At 47.9% G+C, this 14,725-nt stretch carries 11 protein-coding genes; 3 read left to right on the top strand and 8 right to left on the bottom strand.

Annotated features, from left to right (window positions below; all coding sequences use genetic code 11):
• Positions 1–212: 212 nt before the first annotated feature.
• Entirely contained in the window at positions 213–668 is a 456-nt protein-coding gene (locus QHL1GM_RS01815; protein ID WP_071692957.1) for a hemerythrin domain-containing protein, read from the bottom strand.
• 1,022 nt (positions 669–1,690) lie between these two features.
• A complete protein-coding gene (locus tag QHL1GM_RS01810) occupies positions 1,691–2,176 on the bottom strand; it encodes a DUF2243 domain-containing protein (protein ID WP_071692956.1) in 486 nt (161 codons plus the stop codon).
• Between the two features lie 185 nt (positions 2,177–2,361).
• Between QHL1GM_RS01810 and QHL1GM_RS01805 the strand changes: the two genes are divergently transcribed.
• On the top strand, positions 2,362–3,486 hold the full coding sequence (locus tag QHL1GM_RS01805) for a patatin-like phospholipase family protein (protein ID WP_071692955.1): 1,125 nt from the start codon (positions 2,362–2,364) through the stop codon (positions 3,484–3,486).
• A gap of 232 nt (positions 3,487–3,718) precedes the next feature.
• Here QHL1GM_RS01805 and QHL1GM_RS01800 read toward each other — a convergent pair whose 3' ends face one another.
• Positions 3,719–4,219: a ferritin-like domain-containing protein gene (locus QHL1GM_RS01800; RefSeq protein WP_071692954.1), complete on the bottom strand. Its 501-nt coding sequence runs from the start codon at positions 4,217–4,219 to the stop codon at positions 3,719–3,721.
• Between the two features lie 519 nt (positions 4,220–4,738).
• Here QHL1GM_RS01800 and QHL1GM_RS01795 point away from each other — a divergent pair.
• Entirely contained in the window at positions 4,739–5,461 is a 723-nt protein-coding gene (locus QHL1GM_RS01795; RefSeq protein WP_139245590.1) for a Crp/Fnr family transcriptional regulator, read from the top strand.
• A gap of 129 nt (positions 5,462–5,590) precedes the next feature.
• Here the strand turns inward: QHL1GM_RS01795 and QHL1GM_RS19495 are convergent, their stop codons facing one another.
• The 4 genes from QHL1GM_RS19495 to QHL1GM_RS01780 form a co-directional block, all read right to left on the bottom strand.
• A complete protein-coding gene (locus QHL1GM_RS19495) occupies positions 5,591–6,040 on the bottom strand; it encodes a CPBP family glutamic-type intramembrane protease (protein WP_217648525.1) in 450 nt (149 codons plus the stop codon).
• Between the two features lie 51 nt (positions 6,041–6,091).
• The gene (locus QHL1GM_RS19490; RefSeq protein WP_217648524.1) at positions 6,092–6,391 is read right to left on the bottom strand and encodes a hypothetical protein; all 300 of its coding nucleotides are present in this window, start codon (positions 6,389–6,391) and stop codon (positions 6,092–6,094) included.
• Positions 6,392–6,543: 152 nt separating this feature from the next.
• Positions 6,544–6,756, bottom strand: coding sequence for a group II intron maturase-specific domain-containing protein (locus tag QHL1GM_RS01785; RefSeq protein WP_083571069.1), 213 nt, complete (start codon positions 6,754–6,756; stop codon positions 6,544–6,546).
• Positions 6,757–6,850: 94 nt separating this feature from the next.
• Positions 6,851–7,645 (bottom strand): 2OG-Fe dioxygenase family protein, encoded by a 795-nt coding sequence (locus QHL1GM_RS01780; RefSeq protein ID WP_071692953.1) that lies wholly within the window; start codon positions 7,643–7,645, stop codon positions 6,851–6,853.
• Positions 7,646–7,908: 263 nt separating this feature from the next.
• On the opposite strand from QHL1GM_RS01780, the gene QHL1GM_RS01775 reads away from it, so the two are divergent.
• On the top strand, positions 7,909–9,777 hold the full coding sequence (locus QHL1GM_RS01775; protein ID WP_254795236.1) for a bifunctional diguanylate cyclase/phosphodiesterase: 1,869 nt from the start codon (positions 7,909–7,911) through the stop codon (positions 9,775–9,777).
• A gap of 361 nt (positions 9,778–10,138) precedes the next feature.
• On the opposite strand, the gene QHL1GM_RS01770 is transcribed toward QHL1GM_RS01775, so the two are convergent.
• On the bottom strand, positions 10,139–14,707 hold the full coding sequence (locus tag QHL1GM_RS01770; RefSeq protein ID WP_071692952.1) for a hypothetical protein: 4,569 nt from the start codon (positions 14,705–14,707) through the stop codon (positions 10,139–10,141).
• Positions 14,708–14,725 lie beyond the last annotated feature (18 nt).

Genomic DNA, 14,725 nt, shown 5'->3' with positions numbered 1-14,725 from the left:
GCCAGGAGCTGACACCTTAGGGTGCCTGGAAATTTATCTACACACGGAGCTAAATACACTCGGTCGCCCCGACAGCGATCCGGATAAGGGCCAGTTCAGCACCCGGTCGTCGCGCAAGTCTTAGCGGCATCTGCAAGGCGTAAAACGTCAATGATCGAGCCGGACTTGTGCCCGGCTCGATCATTGACGTTCAGAAGGTGTAACGCGAGAAGTTACTCAGCCATCAATTGCGCTTTGCGCTCTGCCATTTGCTCGCCAAGCTTTTCAAGCTCATTTTCCGAGATCAGCTTACTGGCGTGCTCAAACATTTCGTCTTCTTCCTCGGTCGCATGGTGTTCGACCAGTTCTTTCAAGACTTTGGCCTGGCCGGAAAACTCGGTGCTGCCTGGATCGGCCTTCTTCAGGTCAGGCATTACCTGGTCTTCGACAGCGCGATGTTCTTCTAGTGCTTCGTGATAAAGCCTTTCGTCTTCCTTTTTCTTGGCCGCTTTCAAGAAGGCTGGATAGAATATTTCTTCTTCGATTTGCGTGTGTACATGGAGCTCTTTTTCGATCTTTGCCAGCAACTCCGGGCGCTTTTTCGCGGCCTGCTCGGTAGTATTGACAAGCTGGGTCAATAGATCGCGCACCTTGTCATGGTCCTGCTTGAGCAATTCCAGGGCATTCATATTGCACACTCCTGTTACCTGATTATTCCTTTACTCAGCCGCCACAAAACCATGGTGACAGACTGAGGACTGGTCTAATGGTGTACGATTTAAAACGTTAAGTTTTGGCTAAGCCAATCGGCCATCGCAATCTCTTCTTGAAGTATGTCATTGCACACTTTCGTAATTTCAGGTTTTGCGGCCCTTCCAGAAGTTTAATAACCGCTTTATAGCTGGCAATGTATCGCCAACCAATAACTGGAAAAATTAATAAGGGTGCCGCCGCATTCCTTGCGACGCCGACCCTAGATCTCTTACGTTAGCAACACTGCATTCCTTGCAGCAAAATAAGTGCATCTTCCTGTATTGGCAAATCCTTTGCCGCACTGAGAATGATAGTAGAGGATAAAGAACAAACTGACCGTGCGTTAGCGAACATAAGGTTATAAAATCCGCACACAGTCACAGCTTCACTTAAAACACGTACGATTCCTGAGTATACCCGAGCGACATAAGCGTAATAACAAGCAAAAAAACTTACGACAACTTACACTCAAATATTATTCGACAATCGAGGAGCATTCTAAAAGACCCCTCTATTCGCCATTTAAATAATAATTTATTACAAAGGCCTTTATAAATAATAATATACGCAAGTCGGAACTCGGCGCTAATAATGATCAATATTTACCATTATTTAGTTATTAGAAATAGTATTTTTTAATGCAGAATCACCCAACTTTTAGCATACAGAAAACTCTAACCTCGATCACTCTATTTTTTCGGGGATTTCCCAGGTTGGGGTTAATTACATTTAAACCATATAGTACATACCAAATTGTAAACATGGGCCTGCGAGTAATAGCAGTCCTTTTTTATGTGTGCAAATTTTAGTGCTAAGAGACCTTTGTCTGCTGTTGGCCAAAAGCGATATTTCAGTTAATTCTGATCTAACCCCCCTAAGCAAGCACGGTTTTGGTATAGAGGCAAAGCTGCAATGTGCCGTCCCCGTGAAAGGCTTGGTTAGATGACACTCTGGGTAGTCACTGATCAGATCCAGACGCTACCTGCCCACGGGTGAGTAGCCACCCCAGTGCAATTAAGCCAACGCCACCGATGAGTAAGAAGGCGTAATCATAGACTGGCAGATGCACGGGCAAGTCGCGCACGTGGTGCAATTGAAGCAAATGGTGATTGATTACCCCTTCCACAAGGTTGAACACACCCCAGCCGATAATAAGCAGCCCAATGAACCAACGCTCGGATGGAAACGATGCACCTTGTCGCGCTGCACGATATAGGAGCATTAACCCCACAAGGGTGAACATGAAGACCACCGCGTGAAACCAACCATCGGCCCGCATATTGAGCATCATTGCATCCATGGTATTGGGCGGGACCTTGGCAGAAAGCATGTTGTGCCACTGCGCGATTTGATGCAAAGCGATACCGTCAACAAAGCCTCCCAACCCAACGCCAAGCAATACACCCGCAGTTCGTGTCTGTTTTGAGGATGTGTGGTGATTCATAGCATTCTCCTAGCGGACGAGGAAATGAGCCAATCTTGCTTCATATTAGTTAACAGCACTTCTCCAAAGGCTGATGTTGGGTATAGCAGGTATTTTGCAGCACGCTATGCTGTTAGATGAATGTGGATTCTGAATTTCCCGAATCGCCCGCTTTGGGCATGCCCCGGACCAGATTAGGAGATGACATGGCTGAGCAAAGTACACTCATTCTGGCCGGGGGGAGCGCACTGGGCGCTTATCAGGGCGGCGCTTATGAAACGCTCGTTGAGCAAGGCTTTCACCCCGATCAAATCTTCGCCGTCTCTTCCGGCGCGGTCAACGCGGCTCTAATTGCCGGCAACCCTCCCGAGAAGCGAATCAGCGTCCTTCGCAGCTTTTGGAATACCGCTGTGCAAGATGGGGCCTGGGCGTTTAGCCCTTTCGGGTCAACGGTATGGGATAACAAACGGGGGCACGCGCTGCAAAGCCTTCTTCTCGGCAGCCCGGCTTTCTTTCGCGCGCGCTTTCCAGGCATTTTATCAATGCTACCGGGAATGCCCACCGATACTGGTCTCGTTGAATTCTCTCCCTTGCGCGCGAGATTAGATCAGCTGGTCGATTTTGAGCGATTGAATAACGGTGAGATGAGAGTGGTAATCGTAGCCGTGGATGCGAATAGCGGGGAGGAGGTACGCTTCGATAGTAACCTGGTAACCATCACAGTCGAACACCTTCTGGCAAGCTGTGGATTTATACCCTTTTTTCCCCCGACACAGATCGATGATCGAGTCATGGTAGACGGCGGAATGACGTCTAATCTCCCCCTGGAAGTTGCCTTGAATGAGCCAGCGACGGATGACCGTCTGTGCATTGCGCTAGACCTTTTTAGACGCATTGCCCCCGACTTCAATACCGTTGGGCAAGCGATGGATCGGCAAATGGAGCTGCTTCTTTCGACCCAGAGTTGGAGGGCATTGAAGAATCTTCGGCAATGCCACGAGTTACGTCGTCAGTTACGGCTACTTGGCAACCAGATACCGAAACAGCAGCGCGGGGACCCTACCCTAGCATCAGCCCTGGCGGAAGGATCAAAAACTGAGAGAGCCACCACACTGCTCATGCTCTGCCATGCTGGCGTATCACACGACTCCGAAATGAGAGCCTTCGACTTCTCTCGGCCCTCCCTAACCGAGCGATGGGATGTGGGTCGCTCGGATATGACTCACGCCCTGGAAGCTCTGGGCTCTAAACGTGCTCAACCAGGTGAGTTCACCATTCATGCTTTCAATGGAAGCGAGGCGATACATGATGCCGATATAGACTCACGGTAGACCATGCTCCGTCAGGGAAGGGATATTTTAGGTTCGGAGAAATGTTGCGATTCATGTAAGAGGCCGTGTGATTCCTCTTTTCGCAAGTCCTTAACCCAACAATGCCAACCTCACCACTAATGGGTAAGTTAGCATTACCAATAGCTAATTATTGCGCGACATAACTGCCACAAAAAACCCCAGCGAGGGACTGGGGAATGGGCTTTGCTAACTGGAGTACAGTTTAAAATCGTTAAGTTTTAGCTCGAAGATTTTCACTATCGCGCTCTAAAAACGTTCGAGTCGTATCATTCAAATTCTGACTAAGCCAATCGGCCATAGCAATCTCTTCCTGAAGAATCTCATTACACAGATGAGCAATTTCAGGTTGCGAGGCCATTTCAGAAGCTTTAATGATTGCTTTGTAACTGGCAATCTCAAAATGCTCGAAGGCATAAGAAGCGAGGCCGCCTTTAACGACTTCATCTTCAGCCATCATGCCACCAACAGCCTGGCCAAACGCGCTTAATTGACCACCCATATCTTTCATGGCAGAGGCATCAGAACCTAATAAAGATAGGCACTGCTCTAATTTTATGGACTGATTTTGGGTCTCTGTAACATGCTCTTCAATACGCCGTTGTAACGCCGGATAATGCTCAAGCCGACTTGCTTGAGACTTCAACATTTTCTCAGCTTGCTTTTCCATGGCATGCGCGTCGCGCAACCAATCTTCCAGATGTTTGTTATCCATCGAATACTCTCCTTGTTCCACCAACATTAAGGTCCGCAAGCTCAAGTCTGTGCGCAATCATAAAATGGCGAATCTTCTATACGTCCGTGTAAGCCTGTCCTGGGCTAGAGAAAATAATAAGAGTTGTGCCGCATTCCTTGCGGCACCGACCTTGTATATCTTTCCTTAGCCACACTGCATTCCCTACAGTGAATAAATGCAACATCCTGTTTAGGCGAATCCCTCGCCGCACTAAGCATGAGACTAGACGTTAAATAACCACCTGACCGTGCGTTGGCGAACACAGCGTGAAAAAAATTCACCCTCTTTGGACACTTTCTTAAAGTTACTGACGGTTCCAAATCCTGCCCGAACAGCCTCATGTGCGATACCGTACAGTACTGAACCCCCAATATTCTATACTTCACCAAAGGATATTGGTCGACGTGAATTCGCCGTCCACAAAACCTTTAACGCGCGCCTTACAGGGAAAGTTTTAGCTAGAGCTACGCAACTATTAAGGATGACAGGGGGTGTTTGATGATTGAGCTACGCCATTTTCAACAAAATGCGTTGTTTGGCTTACTTCCGGAAGAAGAATTTAATCGTCTAGTGCCTGATCTTGAAATGGTGACACTGACATTGGGCCAATCGCTAGGGGAATCTGGAGAGCAGATGAGCCATGCCTACTTTCCGCTCGATTCGATCGTCTCTTTGCTCTACGTGATGGAGAGCGGTACCTCGACGGAGATTGCTGTTGTAGGCCATGAAGGGGTTGTGGGCGTGTCGCTTTTCATGGGCGGTGGGTCCACGCCCAACCGAGCAGTCGTCCAAAGCGCTGGACAGGCTTATCGCCTTAAGGCTCAACTGCTCATTAACGAATTCAACCGCGCAGGCCCGATGCAGCGACTGCTCTTGCGCTATACCCAAGCCTTGCTAACGCAAATGGCACAAACAGCGGTTTGCAATCGTCATCACTCCCTCGATCAGCAGTTATGTCGCTGGCTACTGCTCAGTATCGACCGGTTACCCAACAATACATTAAACATGACCCATGAATTGATCTCCAATATGCTCGGCTTTCGTCGCGAGGGGGTAACTGAGTCAGCGGGCAAGCTTCAGAAATCCGGATTGATCTCTTACAGCCGTGGACGAATCACGGTGATAGACAGGGCTGGACTAGAAGAGCGTGTCTGTGAGTGCTATGAGGTAGTTAAGGAAGAGTACGACCGCCTGCTGAGTCACGACCAGGTGGAAACGTAATTTGAGCGCCTAAACCAAGGCATCAAACCTCATCTTAAAAAATATTGGCGAGCGGCGTACGCTAGCATGCGTCTAAGTCTTGAACGATACGGTAGATGACGCTTGCTGGTGTCCGCTGCATCGCCATTATTATGCCGCCACAATGCTAACGACATAGCTCACCACATGCGCAAACGCGTGAGCGATAATCGCCGCTTCCAAGCCGTATCGCCAGAACAGGTAGCCGAAAAGTACGCCGAAGGCAGTGTTCGCGCCGACGACGAGCACTGCCACATCAGCCGTCAACTCCCCTACCTGCGCTGCAGCAGCTGGCAAGTGACCTGTGCCGAATAAGAGTGCGCTTACGACAATGGCGAGCCAGATATAGGCTATCTGTGGTGTACCTTTTCGACGTTGCAGGAGTCGCCACGCCATCCAAACGAGTACCGCCATGAGCCCCCACCGTAAAAGCAACTCCTCCGTGATACCGCCATATAGAACGCGGGCGAGGAGTGGCACGGTGAACTGCTGCTCCACCTCAGCAATCTCCGCAGGCGAGAGGTAGCCGCCAATCGCAAAGAGCCCAAGCCCTCCCAGCAAACCGCCAAGGAGTCCTGGGAACAGTTGGGGTCGGAGTGCTGACGCTACCGACTAGGGGGTTACCGCTGCCTCAAACGCAGGAGCAGTGAGGCCGACCTTCGGTGCAAGCGACACGCCCAACCACACGACGAGGGCCACTAGGAGCCCGCTCTGGGTGATGCTCGCCACCAAAACCAACCACGAGGGTACAGGGAGGGACGCGTCGCCCAATACCTGGGGAAGTACCGTGACAGTGAGGGCAACCACACCGAGCATGCCTGCAAGGAACAGGAACAGGAACAGGAACAGGAACAGGAACAGGAACAAGCCGAGCTTAAGTCGCGGAAATCTGATCGCGTCAATCGTTGTCATAGGCGCGTCCTGCGGCATAGAAACTTAAATAAATCATATAGCTCGGCAGCACAACAACGATCATCGTGCCGGATGCATAACACTGCTGAACTAGTATGCCGCGTTTGCAGGGAAGGCCTCTTTGGGTCGAAAGCACCTAAGCACGAGCATTCTTATTTCGGCCAAGAGCGGTCTTTTAGGCGACACTGAGATAATGCGGAGCGCTGCGGTGGCCGGACCCAGCCGTCCAGTGTTTCCAAGGGACGTTTCACATCCACGAGGTTGAAGTAGCTAGCCCAGCCACGCAGTACTGGAGCCCGTTCTTCGAGCACTCGTCGGATGTTGCGCCTTCTGCCGCGCTTGAGGATCTCGCGGACACGCTTCATCAGGCGCTGCGCGCCATGTGCCAGGCGCACAACCAAGACGCCCCCGGAGTTCCGGGGGCGTGGGTGTTGCTAGGTTCTCAATTTACCGAGAGTATCAGGAGCTCTCATTGAGGACCGCTTCCGGGAAGTGGCGACGCAACATCCGGTTCTGGAAGTCGTCCACGAAGCGGCTGTTGATGATGATGATGAACCGCTCGAAGGGTGCCTTGCTGTCGAGCTGTTCGATCCCGTCGACACTGTGGAATAGCCGGTCATCGCTCAGATGAAGGATATCACCCGGATCCAGGGTGATATCGACCAAGGGTTGCGTTCCTGCCTTGTCGCCGTAGAGGTGGTTTTCACCCCCCGCCACGTTTTCTCGATTGAGGACCAGAATGCTCAGGGCCTTGCAGCCATCGGCATGAATCCCCTGACCCTGAAGGGGGTCGATGCTGCCTTCCCCGCGAACCCCGGTAATCTGCATCAGGATGGGTTCACGCGCACCGATACTCCACAGCCTTGCCCAGGCGCGAACGAAGGCCTTTACATCCGGGCGTGCCATGAATTCAGTTGTCAGCGGATCATAGAAACGCAGGCGGTCGGCCATGCTCTCCGCGTCATTGAAGGCTCCCCCCTGGGCCATCGGGCATTGGCCCATGTCCTCGACATCTCCCTGGTCGTTCAGGGCGAGCCAGGACATCCGCTTCCACCGCTGGTTAACATAGGGATCGCGCGGCAGGTCAGCGGTAAACCCCTGCCAGGCGGTCAGATCGATTCGCTCCCGAATATCGGTTTTCGCCCAATCATGATGCCTCAGCGCCTCGGTCACTCCCGGATGCCAATAATCGGCGAGTGAATCGGCAGGCATGGAGGTGAGGTCGAAACCATGCTTGAGAGTATCGAGTTTCATGTTGGTATTCTCCTGTTAACTGGGCGGAATTGCCCGTTGTTACCGGTGTAAGAACGCGGTCAACAGGAGATAAATGAAAAGATTTGTAAGTATATGTCAAAGAAATGTACTAAGAAGTGCGATTTTTTGAAAACAGGATCAGACCGCTGATGACGTATAAGTGTAGGTTACCTCCTACACATAGGTGTAGGATAATCACAACATAGTGCCTATTGTTGCCATTATGATGGCTCTTGACAGTGTTTTTTCTTTAAGTGGATTCCATGACTGCCAGCGATTCCCGACATCACAGAGATCCGGAACGCCTGAAGGAGAACCGCAGGGAGTTTTCCGGTGCGCTCGAGTTGGAGGTGTCTAAGACACCTCCAACTAATGGCATCGATTCACATGATGCCGGCAGGGAAGAAGTCGAGTTAGTACGCCGCCAGTATCTGGAGAGTGAGCAGCGGTTCCGCGCCCTGCTGGAGAGTCTGCCGAAGGTGGCGGTTCAGGGGTATGATCGCGATCGGCGAGTGATTTACTGGAATGAGGGTAGCACTCGTCTCTATGGCTATACCGCTGAGGAAGCCCAGGGTCAGTTACTGGAAGATCTGATCATTCCTGCCTTCATGCGTGACGGGGTGATCCTGGCGCATGATGCCTGGATCAAAGAAGGGGTCGATATACCCGCCGATGAACTCCAGCTCAAGCACAAAAGCGGTGAACTGGTATCGGTCTTTTCGCAGCATCTGATGCTAAATGAGCATACCGACTCACCCTTGATGTTCTGCGTAGATGTCGATCTTTCCGATCAAAAGCGCGCCCACCGTGACCTGGAATTCGCCACCCGTTTCGACAGGCTCACCCATCTCCCAAATCGCCAGACCTTCGAGGTCGACATGGATAGTCTGTTGGAATCCTGTCGATGCCAGGGCAATGGCCTGGCAACCATCTACCTGGACATCGATCACTTCGTCGAGATCAATGATGCCCTTGGCTATGATCAGGGAGATCGCCTGCTCATTGAGCTGACTCGGCGACTGAGAGAGTGCCAGCGAGTCACTGACCTGGTTTCCCGTGTCTCTAGCGATGAATTCGTGCTGGCCTTTCCCGGCGTCCACTTGGCCCCCGATGTCAGACGGGTCGTGCGTCATGTCCAGAATGTATTTCGTGAACCTTTCGTCCTGGATGGTCGGGAGTGTCAGGTCACGGCCTGCCTGGGTGTGGCGCTCTTTCCCGAGAATGGTGAATCGTCACGCGAATTGATCCGTAATGCCGATGTTGCCAAGAATCGTGCCAAATTGGAGGGTCGGGGCGCTGTACGTTTCTTCCAACAGAAGCTCCATGATGAGCTGGTTCGCCAGCACTATCTCTCAGCGCGACTCGAGGAAGCCCTGGATAACGGTGAATTCTCCCTCCACTACCAGCCCCAGGTCTCGGCGGCCAATGGGCGAATAGAGAATCTCGAGGCCTTGATACGCTGGGAGCCTGCCGAGGGACCGCCGATCTCGCCTGCCGAGTTTATCCCCCTGGCCGAGCGTTCCGGTGTGATCCATCGTCTGGGCGACTGGGTCATCGAAGAGGCTTGCCGCCAGCAGGTGGAATGGCGTGCCAAGGGATTTCTTGAGCACCGCATCGACATCAATGTCTCGGGTCGTCAACTGGTGCGTCCCGATGCCCTCAAGAGCTTCGAGGACTCGCTGCAGCGTCACGGCTTAGGTCCGCGGGATATCGGCATCGAACTGACCGAAAATGTCCTGATCGAAGCCGACGAGACCGTCCTCGAGGACCTGCGGCGCCTCCATCATCGCGGTATTCGCATTGCTATCGACGACTTCGGGACCGGTTATTCCTCCTTGAGCTATCTCAAGCACTTTCCAGTCACCGCCCTGAAGATCGATCGCTCCTTCATCCACGACGCTGCCACACAGCCGAAGGATAGGGCCATCATGGAGGGTGCCATCTTCATCGGTCATCGGTTGGGATTGGAGGTGGTGGCCGAAGGCGTCGAGAACGCCGAACAGTTGTCATTGCTTCGCGAAATGCATTGTGACCTCGTCCAGGGGTTCTTCTTCTACCGTCCGATGCCTGCCAAGGAAATTGACCGCCTGCTGGGCGGTTTAGTGCCTGGTCACGAAGGGCTGTCGAGCTGAGTTTCGTCGTGATTTGACGTGCAATCCCTAGGGCTGCCATACCCTGGAGACCTTGTGAACTCCCGACGTAACCCCTTTTTCAGTAGCAACCGCGTTTAGAGTCAGAAGTTACTTTCTGGAAATGACACATGAGAGCCTTGGAAGGCTGGTTTCGGCCAAGAGCAGACTTTTAGGCGTCTCTGTTGTAGCGGTTTAACGCTTTGCTGACTGGTAAATTGCGAGCGCAGCGAGTAATTTATCCGCATGCAGCAACTTTTTATACGTGTTCTACACCATCATCGTTATATCCAGATTCGGCCAAAATGCAAGAATGCTAGAAGTCCATATAAAACCAAATGCGCTGGATGTTATTCACTCATATTTACGCTACAGAAAATAGACTTTCAACTACATCACTCAACCTATCAACCTCATCCCAACCATAATGCTCAAATGATGCCGACTTCATCAATATTGTCTCAAGCCTTATATAGCTCATACGGCTTTCGCTCATAGCCTTTATTATATCGTCTCGATTAAACCACGCAATATTACAAGAGAGCAACTCCATAAGACGAAATTCATAATTGGGGATTTTAATAAATCTCGGGTGTTTTTTTAAGTTATTAAATGCCCTCCAGATCGAAATATTGTGATAATACTGAAGATCGATAGTATTTTTTTCAAAGCGATTAACCCACCGCAAAAAAAGCCTCTCTAAAATACTATCTATGCGTGAGCCACTGACACAGGCAGCCAAACTGCAAAGAGATTCAAGCATCTCATCAGAGCCTGAGTTAGCATATGCAAGAAGATAGGGAATAATTCTTTTATCTACAAGTTTCGCTACATGAGGTTGGTATGATATTTTTCCAAGAGCAGGAAGAATTAAATCTGACCTTTTCTCTAGCTCTAGGTAAAGCAATTCGCTGTTGTTATGTACCTCTAAGGCATTAATGAATGCCGAGCAATATTGCTGAGAAACATGCCTATAATTCCCACTGCCACCACTAAGAAGGCTGGAATGCCAATGTATTTCTAAGTCAAAATAATTCTTAGAAGCCAGTAAAGGTCTTAACACCTCTCGAACATTTCGATTTTTGTACACACTACTATGCTTACTGCTTTGTATCGTAGGACCACTATCGACCAGCCTTAATTGTGGAGTTGTGGTAGTTAGATTTGTTTCGTAATCATTCTTTGGGTCAAGCTCGCTGACAAGATTCGAAAATTCATCCAGTGATAAGTCGCCAATTTTTACAGATGTGATGTCTATAGGTTTTTCAGATGAAATCTGTGACAAAATTTGATCGTAATTTAAAACTTCTAAATTATTTTTTACACTGTGAAAACCTTCATTGTCCTTGGTCACTCGACTTCTTCTTACTCCCATATTTTTAAGACAGTTATTTGCCGATACCGAGTATTTTAGCATCCCTTTTGATACAAACTCACTATACCTATCAATATCGCCCTGTTTCTTATCAGATACTTTCCCAAGTTCACACAAAGCCCTCATCAACAGCCACTCTGATTCAGTCGAAGGCAACAAGTTTTCTATTAAGTCAGCATGACCAGATAACCGAAGCCCACGAAGCACGGCTGCTTGAAGGATCGGGGTATGAAGTTCATTAAGTATGTTGTCTTGAGCATTGCTATTATTTGGCCATCCATGGTACTCCAGTCGTTCATACAACCACAGAGCTGATCCTACACCTGCATCACCTTCTACCGGAAACAATGATCCTCCTGCCTGATGCTGAAATATATCACCCCAGAACTCTGCAAAACAATCTCTTCCCTGTAGGAAAAAACGTAATAATCCCTGCCTTTCCTCCAATATTATTGGAGCTAACACGTTATGCATTAATAAAGAGGGATGGTTATCTATTAAAAGTGATGATTTCTCCTCTAAAACAAGTCCATAAATTTTCTCAAGGGCTGCTTCGAATGGGAGATTTCCCGAAGCCAAAATTGCGGCACGACGAACCTGCCAGTGCTTAGATGTGTCAGTGGCGATTTTTACGAGCCAATCAGCCTCGGACAGTGATCTTAATCGGGCAATAAGGATGCAACGCCATATTTCCATATCTGGGTAGACAGGCCAAATTTCTTCAAACTCAGCTATATCACTAGGATAACTTGCGATAGCCGCTACTAAAGCCCTCTTACCAAGAGGTGAGCCTGCACTTTCTAAGCATATTTTCAACAACGCTGGCAAGGCTCGCTTGAGTCTACGCGTCTGCAAGCTTAGGCAAGCTGCGCCAGCCACATCTTCTTCTGCATCTAATATGCGTATTAAAAAATTATCAACTTCAACACCAGGTAATTCACCCAGTTTTGAAACTAATGAAACCAAAGTTCGTGAAAACAGTGCACTAGAGTTTCCTTCCAGCTTTTCTTCAAATATCTGTATAGCGGTTTTACTAGGCATCATCATAGAAGCCATGAGGATTAGAAACTTCCAGGCCTCAGAATTATCAGCATCAAGTTTGATTAACTGATCGTAAATATTTTCAATATTACCACCTGCTTGGTAAAAAAAAGAAAAATAAGAAAACCGTTCTTTGAGGTCTATATTGGTGCTTAGAATCTTTTCTTGGCACTCAGATAGATTTATACCGTCTGAGTACATGGAAGGAATAATGTGCACCAACGAATTAAGTCTACTTTTACCTGATAACGTTTTATTAAGGAAAAGTAGAGAATTTTCATCTTGTAAAAAAAGAAGCACCCTCAGCGCATTAATTAACGCATTTTCGTCATCAGAATCACTTTGAGCAAACTCTACACATAAAGGTCTTATTGAATGTCGACAGTTCCATATGTAGTTTTCCAAAAAACCTAAACTGGGCGACCTATTCATGAACATCTTGTTAATATCATTAGGTATAGGGATGGCGGCAAGAAACTCTTTCAGATCGGCCAAATCATCAATATTGAGGTTTCTTATTGCACTAGATTGAAAGCCATTACTTCTCGTATTGAAGGGTTCTTGATATGCGTATAGAAATAAAAATGCTTCCGACAAGATCTCACGGCGCTTATCCAGCAGAAATAATGGAAGTATCTTGGCCTTTACCTCATCATTTTGGTTTTTGAAAAGCTCTTTTAACTCAGGAGAAATTATTGGTTTTTTAGGGTTGCGAACACCTTGGACAACATGCTCAAGAGCGTCCGGCTTATCGGTATAGATAGGCTGTGTGAGCGCAATTTTTAGTAGCTCATAGACTTTAAAAGGATCACATAATTGAATAGCTTCTGTTATCTGCCATGTCTTTTGAAATTCAGAACTCAGGACATTAGGGTCTTCTTTAAGCCGTTCTAGTATTAGACCTGCGGCATCTTCATTCCCTAGACCATCCAGCATCTTAGGAAGCATATAGGAGCTTCCTACATCTGTAGTTTCAAATATTAGATTGATAATTTCACAGGAAGAAACAAGGGCATGCTTCTTCACATAAGCTTCCAGTCCTGTCCTGCTTTTCCCTGAAAGGAATGCCTCTTTCGCTAACTTTTCAGCCTTTTCATGTTGGCAAGACTGATCAAGATGATATACAGTTGCGACGGTATCACCTATGCTTTCATAGTAATCAGATAGGGTTTTATGCGTTGATATTTTAATATCAGCAGGCGTAAGCGACTCCATCCCTTTTCGAGTGGTTTCGTGAAACTCGTAATGGTTGTTTTCCAATTTTCTTAAAAGCCCACATTTTACAAGTTCAATGATGGCTTCTCTAACTCTATCAGAACTAAAAACTCTTGATGCCTGCTCCACCTGAAAAGGAAGCATGAAGCAAAATAGCTTATCAGTAGTCTGTTTCAAGTCATCACTTAGAAGGTTATATTTTGATCTGTCTGCTTCCTGCAGAATTTCGTCTGCTGGAAGTTTGGCTAATCTCTGCATTTCTTCCAAAGAGCTGCAACTTGCTACCAAGTTTGCTAGTCGGGCATAGAGCATTGAGGATCGGTTTGCTGTAAGAGTATTGTAGACCTCAAACAAAGCAGTTCTTTCACCGTTCAAATGAGGGCATAGCTTGTCAGAAAGCTCTAAAAAATCATCAAAACTGAAACCTGCCATATTTATCGTTCTTGGTAGCTTTAGCTTCTTTTTTTGCAGGGCTGATAGGTAATAAAATGAACTACTTTGCCCCATGACTATAAACTTACTTTTATTGCCAGAAAGGTTCTCAATAAAGCCTGCCAATTCTCTTGAAAAGGTATTGCTGCATTGTCCATCAACAAGGTCAATTATGCATAGCAAATCTATATCAACAGACGATAAAAACTTTGCTGAATCCAAGAGTGAACTTTCATCAGAGGATCGATAATTTACCGCTATTGGCAATAGATCATCTATCCCGTAGCTACGAAGATTAAAAGCGACCCCAGAAATCACGTCTCGGAAATCTTTATCAGACCTGACGGCCATATAAATAGGTTTTGTTCGGGTATTTGTCGATTCAATTCGTTCAAGAATTTCACTTGCAAGTGTAGTTTTTCCAGAGCCAGAAATGCCTGTAATTTCAAGGGGTCCTGACTCGACAGAATTGAGCACCTCATCAACCAATTTTGTTCTTCGGATGTCCGTTTCTTGTAAGCTTTGTGGACAACATACCATTGACATTCGAGGCCATATATTTCTTACTTCAGCCTCAAATTCACATTTCCTTATTGTCCTCTCTCGCTGTGATGAAACTGTACTGACATAATTCCTTAAACATGGAAGAAGAGTTTTTTTAGATACTTCCCAGTCCAGCTTATACTTCTCTTTAAGTTCGTGCTGTATGCGATTCCTTACTTCTTCGTCTGTACCGTAAACCACCTCAACAGAAGTTCTCAGTAATATGCTAGGCAAATCTTCGTGTAGGCTATTTACCTCTTTCTTATATTGGTTGATTTTATGTTCCGGTATACCTGAAATTTTCAATCTTTTTTGAAAGCCATCCATCAGTGATAGCGGCGTGAC

The organism is Halomonas sp. QHL1, from assembly GCF_001882345.1.
In the GTDB taxonomy this organism is placed as follows: Bacteria; Pseudomonadota; Gammaproteobacteria; order Pseudomonadales; family Halomonadaceae; genus Vreelandella.
The sequence above is the reverse complement of the archived record's forward strand: the minus strand, read 5'-3'. Positions and strand labels throughout refer to the sequence as shown.